Below are 17,409 nucleotides of genomic sequence, written 5' to 3'. Positions count from 1 at the left end.
TTTGCTACATTGAACTGTCTCGCAACCTCAACGAAACTCTTTCAGACTATAAAAATCGAGTTGCCGGGTTGTGACGCACGGCTGCCTCACCGATTGAACCTTTCGCAAGGCGAAATGACACACCTGTGGTGACGAGCCCGCACAACGGAGTTGCTGAAGGACAGGACGAGCTGGCGGCGCGAGGCCGGACCGGCATCGTTGCGGCTGTCCGTGCGATCCCGATCCGCTGGCGCATTCTGTCCATCGCAGCGCTGAACTCGGCGGTCGTCCTCGTCCTTGCCGGATTGATCTGGAGCGGCTCGCGGGTGCTGTCCTCCGCCTGGGACGATGTGCGCCAGGTTCGCCAATCCGATCAGGTTCTGGCCCTGCTTGAGAGCGAGACCGGCCGGCTGCAGAACCTGATCCATCGCTATATCAATCAGCCCAGCCCCGAACTGTTCGCCGAAATCCTGCTGCTCCGCGAGGCTGTGCTCGGCACGTTGAACACCCGCGCCTCGACCGACCCCATGCTGTCTGGTTCCGTTGCCGAGCTCGAGCGAGTCACCGAGCGCTTCCTCAGCGGCTTCGGCGAATTGCGCACGCTTCAGACCACCATCGCCAAGACCTACGAGGAACAGGTGCTCGGTCCTGCCAAGGATATGGCGGGGCTGTACTCGATCATCGAAGGCGCCACCGGCCAGCGCGACGCGTTGATCTGGCCTGCGCTGGGCAAATCGCGTGAGGCATTCACCGCGATGCTGGTCGCCGCCAACGCCTATTATCTGTCGCTGGCATCCGCCTCGGCCGAGGATGCGCGGCGCAACACAGAAACGATCGAACGCACCATCCCGGTCATGACGGATCTCGCCGACAATGACCTGCAGCGCATCGCATTGCAGCGGCTCAAGGGCCGCGCAGTTGCACTGCGCCAGGGGCTCGCGAAACTGTCCGAGCAGCTCTCCGGCCGTACGGATTTGCTGCGCAATTCAATCGACGCCAGCCAGGCCGACACCATCGCGGCCATCGATGGCCTGTCCGTCAAGATGCGGCAGCGCGAACAATCCGCGCAGGCCACCTTCGACCGCACGCTGACGGCGATCTCCCGCAATGTCATGGTCATCGCTGCGGCATTCCTCGGGCTGATCATCACGGCCGGCATCATCATCGCGCTGAGCATCCGGCTGCCGCTGCAGCAGATCATGGCCTCGATGCGCGCGATCACCTCGGGTGACTATGATCGCAAGGTCCAGGGCACCGCCGCCAAGGACGAAGTCGGCGCCATGGCCCGCGCCGTGGAAGTGTTCCGCGAGAATGCGGTCGCCAAGCGCGAAGCCGAGAACGAGCTGCGCGCATCGAAGGAGAAGGCCGAGAGCGCCCTGCTCGAGCTCAATGCCGCCCAGCAGAATTTGATCGATGCCGAACGGCTGGCCGCCCTTGGTGGGCTAGTCGCGGGCGTCGCCCACGAGGTCAACAATCCGATCGGCATCAGCCTGACCGTGGCCTCCAGCTTTGCACGGCGCACGGAGATGTTCGAGGCGGAGCTGCGCTCCAATGCCCCGCTGCGGCGCTCGCAACTCGAAGAGTTCGTCAAGACGTCACGCGATGCGGCGCAGCAACTGGTCGCCAACCTGCATCGTGCCGGCGAACTTATTCAGTCCTTCAAGCAGGTCGCCGTCGATCGTTCCCATGCCGAGCGGCGGCAGTTCAGCCTCTCCGAGGCCACCGATCAGATCATCGCCAGCCTGCGCCCGGTCCTGAAGAAGGCGCCGATCACGCTGACAGTCGATGTACCGGACGGGCTGATGATCGACGGCTATCCCGGTTCCTACGGCCAGATCCTGACCAACCTGTTCCTGAATGCGGCCAATCACGCATTCCCGGACGGCAAGCCCGGCGCCATTGCCATCACCGCCAAGCCGCGCGGCGCCGACGATATCGAGATCAGCTTCTCCGACAACGGCGCGGGCATGAGCCCGGACGTGCAGCGGCAGGCATTCGATCCGTTTTTCACCACGCGCCGCAACGAAGGCGGCACCGGCCTTGGCCTCCACATCGTCTACAATCTGGTGACCCAGCAGCTGGGGGGCCGGATGATGCTGGAGTCAAGATTGGGACAAGGCACGACATTTCGCATTATCATGCCGCGGGCCGCCACTGGCGCCGCGGGATCATTTGACGGGACGACGCAATGGCCGACCAGGACGATGTCCTCTACCTGATTGAAGACTCCGGCGAGGTTCCGGAAGAATCCAATAACCGAAAATGGAAGATCGCGGTCATCGACGATGACCAGGCCGTGCATGAAGGCACGCGCTTCGCCCTGAGCGACTACACGCTGAACGGCCAGTCGCTGGAAATCCTGTCGGCCTATTCCGCCGCGGAAGGCCAGGCCCTGATGCGCGCGCATCCGGATATCGCGGCCGTGCTGCTCGACGTCATCATGGAGACTGACGCGGCCGGCCTCGAACTGGTCGAATTCATCCGCAACGAACTGCACAACGAAACGGTGCGCATCATCCTGCGCACCGGCCAGCCCGGTCAGGCGCCGGAGCGCCGCGTCATCGTCGACTATGACATCAACGACTACAAGGCGAAGACGGAACTGACCGCCGACAAGCTGTTCACCTCGCTGACGGCGGCGCTGCGCAGCTATCAGCAGCTCGAACGCATGGTGCAGACCCGGCGCGGCCTCGAAATCATTATCGACGCTGCCTCGACGCTGTACGATTTCAAATCGATGCAGCGGCTCGCCGAAGGCGTGCTGACGCAGATGGCGTCGCTGCTGAATGTGGATTGCGCGGGCATTCTGGTGCTGCGCGACGGCGGCGCCATCGGCGACGACTATGCCGTCCTCGCCGGATCAGGCTGCTACAGCCGCTTCATGGGCACTGCGACCTCGCATTCGCTCGACCCGGACCTGCGCCAGATGGTCGAAGAGGCCTTCAGGCGCCGCAAGCATGATTTTGCCGACCATCGAACCGCGCTCTATATCCGCACCGGAAGCGGCCGCGAGGTTGTCGTGCTGCTGCAGGCAGAACGGCCGCTGTCGGAGACCGATCGCTCGCTGGTGGAGATCTTCGGCAGCCGGCTCTCGATCGCCTTCGACAATGTGATCCTCTATCAGCAACTGCATGAGGCCAATACGCAGTTGGAAGATCGCGTGGCACAGCGCACCCGCGCGCTGATGCAGGCCAATCGCCGGCTCTCTGCGCAGTGGCTGCGGCTGCAACGCGCCAACGGCTTTAAGAACGAGATTCTGGGCACCGTCGCCCATGACCTGAAGAATCCACTCGGCGTGATCCTCGGCCGCACCGAGATGCTGACCGAGCTGATATCGGCAGGATCGCCGAAGGAGAATGTCGCCGCGCAGGTCGATCACATCCGTGACGCCACCAGGCGACTGACCTCGATGGTCGATCACCTGATCTCCGACGCCATGGCGGACGCCTTCGATATCACCATCCGCCGCGAGCCGGTGGATCTGGCGACACTGGTCCGGGACGTCGCGGAAGCGAACCGGCCGTCTGCCATGAACAAGCAGCAGGATCTCTCCGTCTCCGCGCCCGCTCACCACGATCTCACCATGTGCGACGCCGACCGGATGCGCGAGGCCATCGACAACCTCGTCAGCAACGCCATCAAATACAGCCCGATTGGCGGCAAGATCGCGCTGCTCATCACGGACGAGGCCGGTTATGTCCGCATCAGCATCAGCGATGAAGGTGCCGGCCTGTCGCCGGAAGATCTTGACCGGCTGTTTGGCCGCTTCCAGAGGCTGTCGGCCAAGCCGACCGGCGGCGAAAGCTCGACCGGCCTCGGCCTGTCGATCGTCAAGCGCATCATCGACATGCATGGCGGCGAAGTGAACGCACATAGTCCCGGCCCGGGCCAGGGCGCCACCTTCACCATCCTGCTGCCAGCCACCAGTGAGGGCCTGTCATGAGCCAGAGCCCGCATATCATCATTGTCGACGACGAAGCGCCCGCCCGCGAAATGGTGGGCGACTATCTCAAGATGCACGGCTTTGCCGTGACCCTGTGCGACGGCGGCAAGAGCCTGCGCAGCGAAATCGAGACCAAGGTGCCGGATCTCGTGGTGCTCGACCTCAACATGCCGGAAGAGGACGGGCTCTCGATCATCCGTGACCTCAAGAGCCGCATCAATGTGCCGGTGATCATGCTGACTGCCACCGCAAGCCCGATCGACCGCGTCGTCGGCCTCGAGCTCGGCGCCGACGATTATATCGCCAAGCCCTGCGAACTCCGCGAATTGATGGCGCGCATCCGCTCGGTCTTGCGTCGAAGCACGCCAGCGAAGGGCGCGGCAGCCGATGCGACGCCTGCCAAGGAGAACAGGGACCATCTCGTGCGCTTCGGCACGAAATGGCTCGATCTGGAAGCGCAGGCCTTGCGTGATGATGAAGGCAACGAACATCCGCTGACTGCTTCCGAATTTGGCCTGCTCAAGGTATTCGCCGCCAATCCGAAGCGCGTGCTCTCGCGCGAACGACTTCTTGAACTGGCCAATGCCAGGGATGCCGAGGCTTTCGACCGGGCGGTCGACCTGCGGATCATGCGAATCCGCCGCAAAATCGAGCCCGATCCGACGAAACCCGCCGTGATCCGTACAATTCGCGGCGGGGGCTATTTGTTCTCGCCCGTGGGCGAGAAGGCCTGAGCGCACCTTCTAGAATCTATCTCATTAAAATTGCACGCATTTCACCTCTGAATGTTTCGTCGCTCATCCTGCGACGAAACAATTCTCCGGTTCCATGAAACCATTTTCCGCTTTTGGAGCAGACGTCCTGAAACCCGGGCTCCTTAACAATCCTCCCAACGAAGCCGCAACGCGGTCTCTTACGGGAGCTAGTCATGCAGAACGTCATCGCCCTCAATGCCGCCGGTCAGCAGGGTATCATTACGGCCCGCGCCACCTCGGACGAGATGCTGCTTGAGAATATCGCGGGCGGCGACCGCTCGGCGATGCACACGCTTTATGCCCGGCACAATGTGCGGGTCTATCGCTTCGTTCTCCGCATGCTGCGTGACACGTCGGCGGCGGAAGATCTAGTCAGCCAGGTATTCCTCGACGTGTGGCGGACCGCCAGCCAGTTCGAAGGCCGTTCGCAGGTTTCCACTTGGTTGTTGTCGATCGCGCGCTTCAAGGCGCTGACCGCGCTGCGCCAGCGCAAATATGAAGACATCGATCAGGACGATGTCATGGAAATCGCCGACCATGCGGACACGCCGGAAGCCTCGCTCGATCGCAGCCGCACCAGCGCCATTCTTCGCGCCTGTGTCGCCAAGCTGTCGCCGGCGCATCGCGAGATCGTCAACCTCGTCTATTATCATGAGAAGTCAGTGGAAGAGGTCGCCAGCATGATCGGTATCCCCGCATCGACGGTCAAGACCCGCATGTTCTACGCCCGCAAGCAGCTCGCCGATCTCCTGAAGACCGCCGGCATCGACAGCATCGCAGCGTAATCCGTATTCGCTCCCCGTTTCCGACCCGATTTCGCGTTGAACCTCCAGCCTCCAACGACCCGGACGGGATGCCCCCTTCCGGGTCGTTCTTTGTCTGGCCCTATAAGCGAGAACACGAACACGTGACGCCCGCCGCGTAACATCCGTCCGGCATCAGCCGAAGACCATCAAGCGCGCGTCATGCCAACAGGCCTGATCGCCGGCGCTGGATGGATGAGACCAATGCTCAATCTTCTGCTCGCTGTGCTCGCTGGTATCATAACGATCGCGACACCTTGCACGCTCCCCGTATTGCCGATCCTGCTCGGATCCTCCGTGGGCGAGACCAGCCGGATTCGCCCGGCGCTGATCGCCTTCGGCTTCGTGGTATCGTTCTCGGCCGTCGCGCTGCTGCTCGGCGGGCTGACGCAGATCTTCGACTTCGATCCGAATATCCTGCGGACCGCTGCCGCTGTGCTCTTGCTCGGCTTCGGACTACTGATGATCTTCCCCACGCCGTTCGAATGGCTGACGGGCCGGATCGGCGGGCTCGCCAGCCATTCCACCGGCACGGATCTCAGCAATTTCGGCGGCTTCGTGCTTGGCACCACGCTGGGTCTTGTCTGGACACCCTGTGCCGGCCCCGTGCTGGGTTCGATCCTGACCATCATCGCCACGTCGAAGGACGTCGTCTGGGCCAGTGTCCTTCTCATTGCCTATACGATCGGCGCCGCCATTCCGATGCTCATCATCGCCTATGGCGGACAGGCCGTGACGACGCGCGTGCGCAGCCTCGCCCGCATCACGCCGCGGCTGCAGCAGGCCTTCGGCGTCCTCGTGATCGGCTTCGCGATCGCCTCCTACTTTCAGTACGACACGCTGATCGTCGCGTGGCTGACAGGATTTTACCCAAGCGGCCAGATCGGCCTTTGACACCCTGAGACAACGGAGATTGCCATGACGATACGTTCGCTCGCGACATCGGCCTCACTGATCACGCTGTGCCTGTTTGGTGCGACCGCGCCGGGATTTGGCGCCGAAACCGCACCGGTGCAGATCGCAGCGGTACAAGGCAGTGCGCCGAATTTCACCGGCATCAGCAATTGGTTCAATTCCGCGCCGCTCGATATCAAGAACCTGCGCGGCAAGGTCGTGCTGGTGGACTTCTGGACCTATGGCTGCATCAACTGCGTCAACACGCTGCCGCATGTCACGGCGCTTCACGCCAAATATGGGGATCGCGGCCTCGTCATTGTCGGCGTTCACACGCCGGAATTCCCTTTCGAGAAATCCGCCAGCAATGTGCAGAACGCGTTGAAGCGCCACGGCATCACCTATCCCGTAGCACAGGACAATGAGTCCAAGACCTGGAACGCCTACGGCAACCGCTATTGGCCCGCGCAATACATCGTCGACCAGAGTGGACAAATTGTCTACCAGCACGACGGCGAAGGCCAATATGAGCAGATGGATAGTATTATCAAGAAGTTGCTGAGCGCGAGCAGCTAACGCGCGAAATTATTGCCGTGTAGGCGTAGCCAGAACCGCATGATAGCATCCGTCCAGTAGCTAAAATTGGACGGATGCAAATGTTCGAAGGCTTTGACCCTGTCATATTAGCCCGAGCGCAGTTCGCGTTCACCGTATCGTTTCACATCATCTTCCCGGCGTTCTCGATCGGACTTGCAAGCTATCTCGCCGTACTGGAAGCGCTATGGCTGTGGACCGGGCGCGACGTCTTCATCAATCTGTTCAACTACTGGCTCAAGATTTTCGCCATCGCTTTCGGCATGGGCGTCGTTTCGGGCATCGTGATGTCCTACCAGTTTGGTACCAACTGGTCGGCCTTCTCCGACAAGACCGGGCCGATCATCGGGCCGCTGATGGCCTATGAAGTCCTCACCGCCTTCTTCCTTGAAGCAGGCTTTCTCGGTGTCATGCTGTTCGGACTCGAACGTGTCGGTCACAAGCTACATTTCCTTGCCACACTGATGGTTGCGATCGGCACGCTGTTCTCGGCATTCTGGATCCTCTCAGCCAATTCCTGGATGCAGACGCCGGCCGGCTACAGCATCAACGACGCGGGCCAGTTCGTTGCGGCCGACTGGTGGAAGGTGATCTTCAATCCGTCCTTCCCATATCGACTCGTGCATATGGTGCTGGCGGCCTATCTCACCACGGCCTTCGTGGTGGGTGCAGTCGGCGCCTGGCATCTCCTCAAGGACTCGCGCCTGCCGGGCCCTCGCGTGATGTTCTCCATGGCAATGTGGATGGCCACGCTGGTCGCCCCGCTGCAGATCCTGGCCGGCGATCAGCACGGCCTCAACACACTTGAGCATCAGCCGACCAAGATCATGGCCATGGAAGGTCACTTCGAGAGCCACCCTCACGGCGCGCCGCTGATCCTGTTCGGCATCCCGAGCCAGACTGAAGGCAAAGTGAACTACGCCATCGAAGTCCCCAAGCTCGGATCGCTGATCCTGAAGCATGATCTCAATGCACCGATGGCCGGGCTCGATACTGTTCCGCGCGAAAACTGGCCGCCGGTGCCGGTGACCTTCTGGTCGTTCCGCATCATGGTCGGCATCGGCTTCCTGATGCTGGGATTAGGACTGCTCAGCCTGTTCATGCGCTTCCGCGGCAAGTTCTATGAGTCGCGCTTCCTCCACGGCTTCGCCCTCGCAATGGGACCGGCCGGCTTCATCGCCGTGCTGGCCGGCTGGGTGACCACCGAAACCGGGCGGCAACCCTTCACGGTATTCGGCCTGCTGCGGACCAGCGACTCCGTCTCGCCGCTGGCGGCACCGGCCGTTGCGTCGTCGCTGATTGCATTTGCTATTGTTTATTTCGCGGTGTTCGCCGCCGGCACGATCTATATGCTGCGACTCATGGCCGCGCCACCGCATCATGGTGAGCAGGGCCCGGCCGGCGACGTCCCGAGCCGTGCGGCGGGCATCACACCGGCTGTCGGCGCAGCCGCATCGGGGCACGCGTCATGATCGACATCGCTGTCATCTGGGCCTTCATCATCGCCTTTGCCGTGTTCGTCTATGTCGTGATGGACGGCTTCGACCTCGGCCTCGGCATGCTGTTTCCGCTGTTTCCGAAAAAGGAAGACCGCGACGTCATGATGAACTCGGTCGCTCCCGTCTGGGACGGCAACGAGACCTGGCTGGTGCTCGGCGGCGGCGGGCTGATGGCAGCGTTTCCGCTGGCCTATGCGGTGCTGATGCCGGCGCTGTACACGCCGATGATCGTGATGCTGCTCGGCCTCGTGTTTCGCGGTGTCGCCTTCGAGTTTCGCTGGCGCACCACGCGCGAGAGCAATCTGTGGGACATCGCCTTTGCCGGCGGCTCGCTGATAGCCACGCTGGCGCAGGGCGTGGCGCTGGGCGCGATCCTGCAAGGCATCACCGTCAACGGCCGGCATTATGGCGGCGGCTGGTGGGACTGGCTGACGCCGTTCAGCGTGCTGACCGGCCTCGCGCTGATGGCCGGCTATGGTCTGCTCGGCGCCACCTGGCTGGTGATGAAGACCGAAGGCGCATTGCGTGATCAGGCCTATCGGCTGAGCTGGTGGCTGCTCTTCGCCATGCTCGCCGCCATCGGCCTTGTCAGCATAGCGACGCCATTTCTGGATGCCGAATATGCGCGGCGCTGGTTCGCCTGGCCCAACCTGCTCCTGACGGCGCCGGTGCCGATCGCGGTCGCCGCGATCACCGCGCTGCTGATGCGCAGCCTCGCCGCCAAACAGGATCATCGGCCGTTCTTCCTGTCGCTGGCGCTGTTCGCGTTGTCCTATGCGGGATTAGGCATCAGCATGTGGCCCTATATCGTGCCGCGCAGCATCACCATCTGGCAGGCGGCGTCCCCCGACAACAGCCTGCATTTCATGAGCTACGGCGTCGCCGTGCTGGTGCCGGTCATCCTCGGCTACACCGCCTGGGCCTATTACGTGTTTCGCGGCAAGGTTCGCGCCGGCGCGGGCTATCACTGATGACACCTGCGTCGCAGCAAGAGCCTGTTCCTTCGGATAAACGCCCGCTGATGCAGCGCCTGCTATGGTTCGTTGCCCTGTGGCTCGGCGGCGTCGCGAGCGTGACGCTTGTCAGCTATGCGCTGCGCCTCTGGATCGCGTCGAAATAAACACGGCGGCTTTTAATCAAATCGTCACTCGCGGCCGGCAAGACTGCCGCACAACCCAGCGCGCACACGCAGCGCTGTTGCAGTGCCCATGATTTCATGGTTCCCGTGATTTGGCTGGGGTGGTACAAAATTGACGGACGCGAAACCGGAGATCCCTGCGATGATCAACATCCGCCGCCTGCTTGGGCTTCAGCTTGCCGTCGTAGCCGGCTTGATGTTGTCGATCACGCACAGCGTCGCGCAACAGCAGCGCCCCGATGTCGGCGACGAGCCCGGCCTGATCGCTGATGATGGCGTTGAACTGCCGCCGGAATACCAGAAGCAAATGGTGCTGTACCGCACCACCGAAGCGCCGGGCACCATCATCATCGCCACCGCCGAGCGCCATCTCTATGTGGTGCAGGGCAATGGCCGCGCGCTGCGCTACGGTATCGGTGTTGGCCGCGACGGCTTCACCTGGCAGGGCCTCTTGAAGATCTCGCGCAAGGCGGAGTGGCCGGACTGGACGCCGCCGCCGGAAATGATCGCGCGCCAGCCTTACCTTCCACGTTTCATGGCCGGCGGCCCCGGCAATCCGCTCGGCGCCCGTGCGCTCTATCTCGGCGCCACCGTCTATCGCATCCACGGCACCAACCGGCCCGACACCATCGGCACCGCCGTATCGTCCGGCTGCTTCCGGCTGGTCAATGCGGATGTCGCCGACCTCTATGACCGGATCCCCGTGGGCACCAAGGTCATCGTGCGGCAGAAGCCTGAAATCTGATCTGCGCCTCGTCGCGCAGCTCTTCGATCCAGTTTTTCACTGACATATCTTTCTCTGATTACGGGGCGGACTTCGCATGGGGATGAAGCGGACTTTTACGACCGGGCTGGCCATTGGCCTGGTGGTTGCCACGGCGGTGGCCGCAGCTGCGATCACCTATGAGCGCTACGACACCAAGACGCTGAAGCGCACCGTCAAACGCGACGCCGTGCTGTGCGGCGTCAATACCGGCCTGCCCGGCTTCTCGGCCCCGGATGCGCAAGGCAACTGGACCGGCTTCGATGTCGACTTCTGCCGCGCCGTCGCCGCTGCGATCTTCAACGATCCGAAGAAGGTGACCTTCGTTCCGCTCGACGCCTCAGACCGCTTCAAGGAACTGCAGAGCCGCAAGGTCGATATCCTGTCGCGCAACTCCACCTGGAGCATGTCGCGCGAAACCAATTACGATCTCTATTTCCCCGCGGTCTCCTATTATGACGGCCAGGGATTCATGGTGCCGAAGTCCCGCAAGATCGATTCCGCCTTGGAGCTCGATGGCAGCAAGGTCTGCGTCCAGGACGGCACCACGACGGCGCTGAACCTCGCCGACTACTTCCGCAGCAACAACATCAAATACACCGAAGTGAAGCTTCCCAAGCTGGACGAAGTCCTCAAGGCCTATAATTCCGGCCAGTGCGACACCTTCACGGCGGATGCATCGCAGCTCTATGCGCTGCGGCTGACCATGGGCAAGCCCGACGATCATGTGATCCTGCCCGATGTCATTTCCAAGGAGCCGCTCGCGCCTGTCGTGCGCCAGCGCGACGACGACTGGATGATGATCGTGAAGTGGACTCTTTACGCCATGATCAATGCGGAAGAACTCGGCATCACCTCGAAGAACATCGACGAGGCCCTGAAGTCCAAGAAGCCCGACGTGATGCGCCTGGTCGGCACCGAAGGCGCTTATGGCGAAGACCTCAACCTCCCGAAGGATTGGGCTGCACGCATCATCCGCCATGTCGGCAACTACGGCGAAGTCTATGATCGCAATATCGGCGAGGGCTCGAAACTGAAGATCCCGCGCGGCCTCAACCAGATCTGGAGCGCCGGCGGCATCCAATACGCGCCGCCGATCAGGTAAGCTACTTCTTTCCAACCTCTCCCCGCCTAGCGAAGCTTCGCTTCGCACGGGCGGGGAGAGGTTAAGGGCAGCGCCTCAATAATTCTTCAGCCGCGCCAGTTGATCGGCGTGGTAATTGCTGTCCCCGAGCAATTCCTGGCAGACCCGCGCGCGCTTCATGAAGAAGCCGATGTCGAACTGGTCCGTCATGCCCATGCCGCCATGCATCTGCACGCCTTCCTGCACAGCGAGCGTCGCTGTGGTGCCGGCCTTGGCCTTGGCGACAGCAATCGCGGCAGCCACCGTCGGTGCGCCGTCGTCGATGAGCTGCAACGCTTTCAGTACCGCAGCACGAGTCACTTCAATCTCGGTATAGAGATGCGCGGCGCGGTGCTGCAGCGCCTGGAACTCACCGATCAGTTTGCCGAACTGCTTGCGCTCCTTGAGATAGGTCACGGTGCGGCCGAACACTTCGTCTGACAGGCCGACCATCTCAGCCGCCACCGCGCCCCGGCCGATATTCAGCACGCCGTCCAGCAATGCGCCGCCCTGATCGACATCGCCGAGTACGCTGTCGGCGGTAACCTCGACATTCTCGAACGTGACCCGCGCCGCATTGTGCGAGTCCACCATCGCGGTGCGCTCCAGCGCGATGCCCTTGGCCTTCGGATCCACCAGAAACAGCGTAAGCCCGTCGCGCTCGCCCGGCGCACCTGCGCTGCGCGCCGCGACGATCAGGAGATCTGCCGTGTGACCATCGACGACGAAGGCCTTCGCGCCGTTCAGCTTGAAGCCATTGCCGGAGCGCGCGGCCTTCATCGCCGTCTGCAGCGGGCGATGTTTCGCGCCTTCGTCGATGGCCAGCGCCGCCAGCAGCGCACCACCGGCAATCTTCGGCAGGTATTCCGCCTTCTGCGCATCGCTGCCGCCCTTCAGCGCCGAGACACCCAGCACGCCGGTGGAGAAGAATGGCGACGGCATCAGCGTGCGGCCGATTTCCTCCATCACCACGCCGGCCTCGACAGCGCCGAGCCCGCTGCCGCCCAGGGCTTCCGGCACCAGCAGTCCGGCAAAGCCCATTTCGGAGAATGCGCGCCAGTGGTCGCGGGAAAATCCGGTCGCATCCTTGCTATCGCGCAACTGCCGGAAATGGCTGACCGGCGCTTTGTCGCCGATAAAGCCGCGGGCGCTGTCGCGCAGCATTGTCTGTTCTTCGTTGAGGAGGAGGGCCATTTTGATTCCCGGTGGTTCGGAGTAACTGCTGACGTGAATAACGTGAAACTCGCAGGCCTCATGGTGAGGAGGCGCTCTTGCGCCGTCCCGAACCATGAGTTGCTTGGCACATCCTTCGAGACGCCGCGCAAAGAGCGCGGCTCCTCAGGATGAGGATCGCGCTCTACGCCCCCGGCAAATCCAGAATGCGCTTCGCAACGATCCCCAGCATCACCTCGCTGGTGCCGCCTTCGATCGAATTCGCCTTGGTGCGCAGCCACGCACGCGGACGTGCACCCTCATGCGAGCGCTGGCTTTCCCATTCCAGCGCATCGATGCCGCCTGACGACATCAGGATTTCATGGCGACGCTTGTTGAGCTCGGTGCCGTAATATTTCATGGCCGACGAAAAGGCCGGATGCGCCTGCCCGGCTTTGGCCAGATCGACCGCGCGCTCCGCTGCGCAGGCCAATGCAGCTTCATCGACTTCGAAGCTGGCGATCTGTGCGCGCAGCATTGCATCGTCGAGACGGCCCTGCGCGTCCGAGCCGATCGAATCCGCTGCGACCTGGCCGAGCGGCCGGCCGGCGCCGCGCTCGCCCATGCCGGAGATCATCGCGCGCTCATGCTGCAGCAGATATTTCGCGACGTCCCAGCCGCGATTGACGGTGCCGAGCACATGGGATTTCGGTACGCGCACATTGTCGAAGAAGGTCTCGCAGAATGGCGACTTACCGGAGATCAAAAGGATCGGCTTGGTCGAAACGCCCTTCGATGCCATGTCGAACAGGATGAAGCTGATGCCGTCATGCTTCTTGCCGGATGCGTCGGTACGCACCAGACAAAATATCCAGTCGGCATAGTTCGCGTAGGACGTCCAGATCTTCTGGCCATTGATGATGTAGTCATCGCCGTCGCTCTCGGCGCGCGTCTGCAGCGAGGCCAGATCGGAGCCGGCATTGGGTTCGGAATAACCCTGGCACCAGCGGATCAGGCCCGCGGCGATCTTCGGCAAATGCTCTTTCTTCTGAGCGTCGGTGCCGTATTTCAGCAGCGCCGGCCCGAGCATGGAAATGCCGAACGACACCAGCGGCAGGCGCGCGGAGATCGCGGCCATTTCCTGCCGCAGGATCTTCGTCTGTTCGCCGTCGAGTCCCCCGCCGCCATACTCCCTTGGCCAATGCGGCACGGTCCAGCCCTTGTCGCGCATCCGCTCGAACCAGATGCGCTGCGGCTCCGATGAATACTTCGCATTGCGGCCGCCCCAGAACGTATCCTCGTCCGAGCTCATCGGCTTGCGCATTTCCGGCGGGCAATTGGCCTCGAGCCAGGCGCGGGTATCGCTGCGGAATTTTTCGAGATCCGACATCAGGGTTTCCATCCACTTTGGCGCAAGATGCTGGCGCATCTGCTTTGTTGTTGCCGGCGAGCTTACTCGCCAGTTCGCGGAATTCAATGGCCTGCTGCGAGGCGCAGAGAGTGTGGCCAGCACCGGCGTTCCGGTGTATCGCGGAAGCGACAGCCAACAAACCACACGAGGAAACAACATGCGCATCAAGCTGCTTTCGCCTGGCGAAATGTCCGAAGATCAGAAGTCAATCTATGACGAGTCGATCGCCAGCAAGCGCGGACGCCCGCCGGAGCCGATGATGGCCTGGCTCGCCAGCCCGACCATGGCACGGCATGCGGCGCGCCTCGGCGCCTTTCTCCGCTATGACACCACGCTGACACCGGCGCATGCCGAACTGGCGATCCTGGTTACAGCGCGGCACTGGACCGCGCATTTCGAATGGTACGCACACAAGAAGATGGCGCTGGATGGCGGGCTCGATCCGGCCATCATCGAGGATATCAAGAACCGGCGGACGCCGAGTTTCAGCGAGAAGAAGGCGCGGGTGATCTATGATGTCGCCAAATCGCTGCACGAAGCGCAGGGCCTCTCCAAGCCACTCTATGACGAAGCCAACGAGACACTGGGCGCGCAGGGCCTCGTCGAGATCATCGGCCTGTGCGGCTATTACACAATGGTCTCGATGACGCTGAACACCTACGAGTTCGGCCTGCCGGACGGGCAGGTCTCCGAGCTCGCGTGAGTCCCCGCAGGATGCGGTAGAGCGGAGCGAGACCCACCAATCCAGTTTCCGGAAACGATGGGTTTCGCCGGGATGCTCTACCCATCCTGCGATCGCGTGACTAAGTCATCGTGAGCGTCACGCCACTCAGGAGCTTCCCATGCCCGACCAAATCCGACCGATCCCCGCAGGTACTCGGATCGGGCACGTTCACCTGAAAGTTGCCGATCTTGAGCGCTCGCTCGGCTTTTACCGCGACGTGCTGGGATTTCAGATCAAAGCGCGCTATGGCGATCAGGCTGTCTTCATCGCGGCCGGCGACTACCATCATCACATCGGCCTCAACACCTGGGAGAGCAAAGGGGGTCATCCGCCGGCGCCCGGCACGACAGGTCTGTTTCATACCGCGATCCTGTATCCGACCCGGGCGGCGCTGGCCGACGCCCTGCACCGCGTGCTCTCGGCGGGCATTCAGCTCGACGGCGCCAGCGACCACGGCGTCAGCGAAGCGCTTTACCTGCGCGACCCCGACGAGAATGGTGTCGAACTGTATTGGGATCGCCCCGAGGCAGAGTGGCCGCGGGACGCCAATGGCGACATTGCGATGTTCACCAAGCGGCTGGACGTCGAGGAGCTGCTGAAGCAGCGGGTGAGCTAGACGCTCGCCTTTTTCCCCCGCACCATGATCAACATGGCGGCGGCCACCTGCAACGCCATGCAGACGTAGAACGGCACGGCGTAATTGCCCGAAAAATCGCGCAGCCAGCCGACGATGCCCGGACCGAAGGCGTAGGTGACTTGCGTCGCCGCCGTGATCAGGCTGACCAGCACCCCGAACGACCGTGCAGCAAATTCGCGCTGCACGATCAGCGCCGGCAGCGTGATCAGATTTCCGACCGAGAATCCGAACAGTGCGCAGGCAAAGAACAACAGCGCCTCGTTACGCGAATTGATGACAATGGCGAGCGCAACGCCCTGACTGAGAAACGACAGCGCCGAGGCCAGTCGCTGATTGAGCCGGTCGATCACCGTGGAGAACAGCACGCGTCCGACCACCGCCATCAATGTCAGCAGCGATACTGCGGCCGCTGCACGTTCGCGGCCGATCACCGGATCGAGAAACGAGATCAGGTGAACGATGAAGCCGACCTGCGCAAACAATCCGAATGCGAAGGCAGTGGTGAGCGTCAGGAACGCCACGTTGCGCATCGCCTCCGCGCGAATCCGCGTCGACGATGGCGCATTGGCCGTGGCGGCAGCACCGCCCTGCGCAGCGGATAGTGCGCGATGCGGCGGATGGCCGACAAAGATGATGATCACCGGGACGAGCAGCACGAGCATCGCGACGGCTGCGGCGATGGTTGCGCCGCCGAAGCCGAAAGCATTGCTCGCCGCGACCATCAAGGGCACGCCGACGATGCCGCCGAAGCTGGCACCATTCAGCGCAAGGCTGATGGCCATGCCGCGCTTCTTGTCGAACCACAGACCAAGCGTGTTGGTGATGGCACCGAGACTGGTGCCGGCCCAACCGCATGCGAGCAGCACATTCACCGCGTAGAGTTGCCACGGCGACGTGATCTGTCCGAGCAGAATGGTAGCAAAGGCCATCACACCGACGCCGGCCAGCAAACAGTTGCGTGGCCCGAGCGCACGCATCGCCTCGCTCACAAATGCGACAAGAAATGCGCCGACGAGATAGAAGAACGTGGTGGCCGTTGCGATGGTCGAAGCCGGCCAGCCATGCACGCGCTGAAGTTCCGCGAGATAGACGCTCTGGCCATAGAAGCCGAGCGCCCAGCCAAATGTTGCGAGCAGGAAACAAACACCGACGATACGCCAGCCGTCGTAACGAGCCGATGTCTCGTCATTTATCTCAGGTGAAGTCGCGTCCATTCCGGATCTGCTTTCATTACGTTTCCTCCATGATGCCGCTGTGCGACAACACGCCGCGCTGATGTACCATCCTGATCGGAATTAACCACCCGTTTTACCGGTGAAAATCGCGATTGGATTAACTTCACAATCAAGCCATTCAAATCTTCACACCCTTGGCAGCTGCATTCAGCGCCGCCATATGATAGAGTATTGGATATGGAGGATTTTGAACCGTGAATGCGCTCGCCGAAGTGACTGAACAGACCGACCGCTCGCTCCTGATCGTGGAGGACGACAAGCCGTTTCTGGAGCGTCTTTCGCGTGCGATGGAAACGCGCGGCTTCACGGTCACCTCCTGCGACTCCGTTTCCGAAGGTCTTGCCCAGATCAGCAAATCGGCGCCCGCTTTTGCCGTGGTTGATCTTCGCCTCGGTGACGGCAACGGCCTCGATGTCGTATCGGCACTGAAGCAGCAACGCCCTGATGCGCGCGCTATCGTGCTCACGGGCTATGGCAACATTGCCACCGCCGTGACCGCGGTGAAGATGGGCGCCGTCGACTATCTGTCAAAGCCGGCCGACGCCGACGACGTCGTTGCGGCCCTGCTCGCGATCGACAACGACAAGTCCGAATTGCCGAACAATCCGATGTCGGCCGACCGCGTGCGCTGGGAACACATCCAGCGGATCTATGAGATGTGCAATCGCAATGTCTCGGAGACCGCACGTCGTCTGAACATGCATCGCCGTACGCTGCAGCGCATTCTCGCCAAGCGCGCGCCGCGCTGAGCCTTCCTTA

Annotated in this window: 17 protein-coding genes; 14 read left to right on the top strand and 3 right to left on the bottom strand. The window is 62.2% G+C overall.

The annotated features are described in order from the left end of the window. Positions 1-170: 170 nt before the first annotated feature. The 11 genes from AC1RLZ_RS10975 (at position 171) to AC1RLZ_RS10925 (ending at position 11,473) form a co-directional block, all read left to right on the top strand. A complete protein-coding gene (locus AC1RLZ_RS10975) occupies positions 171-2,198 on the top strand; it encodes a sensor histidine kinase (RefSeq protein WP_371423945.1) in 2,028 nt (675 codons plus the stop codon). Beyond that, positions 2,168-3,922, top strand: a complete 1,755-nt coding sequence (locus AC1RLZ_RS10970; RefSeq protein WP_493188625.1) for an ATP-binding response regulator — start codon at positions 2,168-2,170, stop codon at positions 3,920-3,922. Before AC1RLZ_RS10975 ends, AC1RLZ_RS10970 begins: the two co-directional genes overlap by 31 nt. Then, on the top strand, positions 3,919-4,656 hold the full coding sequence (locus AC1RLZ_RS10965) for a response regulator (protein WP_493188624.1): 738 nt from the start codon (positions 3,919-3,921) through the stop codon (positions 4,654-4,656). The genes AC1RLZ_RS10970 and AC1RLZ_RS10965 overlap by 4 nt, the downstream gene beginning before the upstream one ends. 194 nt (positions 4,657-4,850) lie before the next feature. After that, entirely contained in the window at positions 4,851-5,462 is a 612-nt protein-coding gene (locus tag AC1RLZ_RS10960) for a sigma-70 family RNA polymerase sigma factor (RefSeq protein WP_371423924.1), read from the top strand. Between the two features lie 222 nt (positions 5,463-5,684). Next, complete coding sequence (locus AC1RLZ_RS10955; protein WP_493188623.1) at positions 5,685-6,374, top strand: cytochrome c biogenesis CcdA family protein; 690 nt, start codon at positions 5,685-5,687, stop codon at positions 6,372-6,374. Between the two features lie 24 nt (positions 6,375-6,398). Then, positions 6,399-6,950, top strand: coding sequence for a thioredoxin family protein (locus AC1RLZ_RS10950; RefSeq protein ID WP_493188622.1), 552 nt, complete (start codon positions 6,399-6,401; stop codon positions 6,948-6,950). Between the two features lie 80 nt (positions 6,951-7,030). After that, positions 7,031-8,440: a cytochrome ubiquinol oxidase subunit I gene (locus AC1RLZ_RS10945; protein WP_493188621.1), complete on the top strand. Its 1,410-nt coding sequence runs from the start codon at positions 7,031-7,033 to the stop codon at positions 8,438-8,440. Then, positions 8,437-9,438 carry a cytochrome d ubiquinol oxidase subunit II gene (gene cydB / locus AC1RLZ_RS10940; protein ID WP_493188620.1) on the top strand — a complete coding sequence of 334 codons (1,002 nt, stop codon included), beginning with the start codon at positions 8,437-8,439 and terminating at the stop codon, positions 9,436-9,438. The genes AC1RLZ_RS10945 and cydB overlap by 4 nt, the downstream gene beginning before the upstream one ends. Continuing rightward, positions 9,438-9,587: a DUF2474 domain-containing protein gene (locus tag AC1RLZ_RS10935; protein WP_493188619.1), complete on the top strand. Its 150-nt coding sequence runs from the start codon at positions 9,438-9,440 to the stop codon at positions 9,585-9,587. The genes cydB and AC1RLZ_RS10935 overlap by 1 nt, the downstream gene beginning before the upstream one ends. A 160-nt stretch (positions 9,588-9,747) precedes the next feature. Further along, positions 9,748-10,350, top strand: a complete 603-nt coding sequence (locus AC1RLZ_RS10930) for a L,D-transpeptidase (RefSeq protein WP_371423918.1) — start codon at positions 9,748-9,750, stop codon at positions 10,348-10,350. A gap of 82 nt (positions 10,351-10,432) precedes the next feature. Further along, a complete protein-coding gene (locus tag AC1RLZ_RS10925; protein WP_493188694.1) occupies positions 10,433-11,473 on the top strand; it encodes an amino acid ABC transporter substrate-binding protein in 1,041 nt (346 codons plus the stop codon). A 75-nt stretch (positions 11,474-11,548) separates the two neighbouring features. Here the strand turns inward: AC1RLZ_RS10925 and AC1RLZ_RS10920 are convergent, their stop codons facing one another. Further along, complete coding sequence (locus tag AC1RLZ_RS10920) at positions 11,549-12,685, bottom strand: acyl-CoA dehydrogenase family protein (RefSeq protein ID WP_493188618.1); 1,137 nt, start codon at positions 12,683-12,685, stop codon at positions 11,549-11,551. 163 nt (positions 12,686-12,848) lie between these two features. Then, a complete protein-coding gene (locus AC1RLZ_RS10915; protein WP_493188617.1) occupies positions 12,849-14,033 on the bottom strand; it encodes an acyl-CoA dehydrogenase family protein in 1,185 nt (394 codons plus the stop codon). A 178-nt stretch (positions 14,034-14,211) separates the two neighbouring features. On the opposite strand from AC1RLZ_RS10915, the gene AC1RLZ_RS10910 reads away from it, so the two are divergent. Further along, complete coding sequence (locus AC1RLZ_RS10910) at positions 14,212-14,757, top strand: carboxymuconolactone decarboxylase family protein (RefSeq protein WP_493188616.1); 546 nt, start codon at positions 14,212-14,214, stop codon at positions 14,755-14,757. Positions 14,758-14,896: 139 nt separating this feature from the next. Further along, the gene (locus AC1RLZ_RS10905; RefSeq protein ID WP_493188615.1) at positions 14,897-15,394 is read left to right on the top strand and encodes a VOC family protein; all 498 of its coding nucleotides are present in this window, start codon (positions 14,897-14,899) and stop codon (positions 15,392-15,394) included. Here the strand turns inward: AC1RLZ_RS10905 and AC1RLZ_RS10900 are convergent. Then, positions 15,391-16,629, bottom strand: coding sequence for an MFS transporter (locus AC1RLZ_RS10900; RefSeq protein WP_493188614.1), 1,239 nt, complete (start codon positions 16,627-16,629; stop codon positions 15,391-15,393). The two genes, AC1RLZ_RS10905 and AC1RLZ_RS10900, sit on opposite strands and share 4 nt — an antisense overlap. A 215-nt stretch (positions 16,630-16,844) precedes the next feature. Here AC1RLZ_RS10900 and AC1RLZ_RS10895 point away from each other — a divergent pair, with 215 nt between their 5' ends. Then, complete coding sequence (locus AC1RLZ_RS10895; protein WP_089263491.1) at positions 16,845-17,399, top strand: ActR/PrrA/RegA family redox response regulator transcription factor; 555 nt, start codon at positions 16,845-16,847, stop codon at positions 17,397-17,399. Positions 17,400-17,409 lie beyond the last annotated feature (10 nt).

The organism is Tardiphaga sp. GW822-FHT04G09 (assembly GCF_058800725.1).
This window is presented reverse-complemented; position numbering and strand designations above follow the sequence as displayed.

Coding starts and splice junctions, on each gene's coding strand:
- AC1RLZ_RS10970 (WP_493188625.1), top strand. CDS start 2,168: ATGGCCGACCAGGACGATGTCCTCTACCTGATTGAAGACTCCGGCGAG.
- AC1RLZ_RS10965 (WP_493188624.1), top strand. CDS start 3,919: ATGAGCCAGAGCCCGCATATCATCATTGTCGACGACGAAGCGCCCGCC.
- AC1RLZ_RS10960 (WP_371423924.1), top strand. CDS start 4,851: ATGCAGAACGTCATCGCCCTCAATGCCGCCGGTCAGCAGGGTATCATT.
- AC1RLZ_RS10955 (WP_493188623.1), top strand. CDS start 5,685: ATGCTCAATCTTCTGCTCGCTGTGCTCGCTGGTATCATAACGATCGCG.
- AC1RLZ_RS10950 (WP_493188622.1), top strand. CDS start 6,399: ATGACGATACGTTCGCTCGCGACATCGGCCTCACTGATCACGCTGTGC.
- AC1RLZ_RS10945 (WP_493188621.1), top strand. CDS start 7,031: ATGTTCGAAGGCTTTGACCCTGTCATATTAGCCCGAGCGCAGTTCGCG.
- cydB (WP_493188620.1), top strand. CDS start 8,437: ATGATCGACATCGCTGTCATCTGGGCCTTCATCATCGCCTTTGCCGTG.
- AC1RLZ_RS10935 (WP_493188619.1), top strand. CDS start 9,438: ATGACACCTGCGTCGCAGCAAGAGCCTGTTCCTTCGGATAAACGCCCG.
- AC1RLZ_RS10930 (WP_371423918.1), top strand. CDS start 9,748: ATGATCAACATCCGCCGCCTGCTTGGGCTTCAGCTTGCCGTCGTAGCC.
- AC1RLZ_RS10925 (WP_493188694.1), top strand. CDS start 10,433: ATGAAGCGGACTTTTACGACCGGGCTGGCCATTGGCCTGGTGGTTGCC.
- AC1RLZ_RS10920 (WP_493188618.1), bottom strand. CDS start 12,685: ATGGCCCTCCTCCTCAACGAAGAACAGACAATGCTGCGCGACAGCGCC.
- AC1RLZ_RS10915 (WP_493188617.1), bottom strand. CDS start 14,033: ATGTCGGATCTCGAAAAATTCCGCAGCGATACCCGCGCCTGGCTCGAG.
- AC1RLZ_RS10910 (WP_493188616.1), top strand. CDS start 14,212: ATGCGCATCAAGCTGCTTTCGCCTGGCGAAATGTCCGAAGATCAGAAG.
- AC1RLZ_RS10905 (WP_493188615.1), top strand. CDS start 14,897: ATGCCCGACCAAATCCGACCGATCCCCGCAGGTACTCGGATCGGGCAC.
- AC1RLZ_RS10900 (WP_493188614.1), bottom strand. CDS start 16,629: ATGGACGCGACTTCACCTGAGATAAATGACGAGACATCGGCTCGTTAC.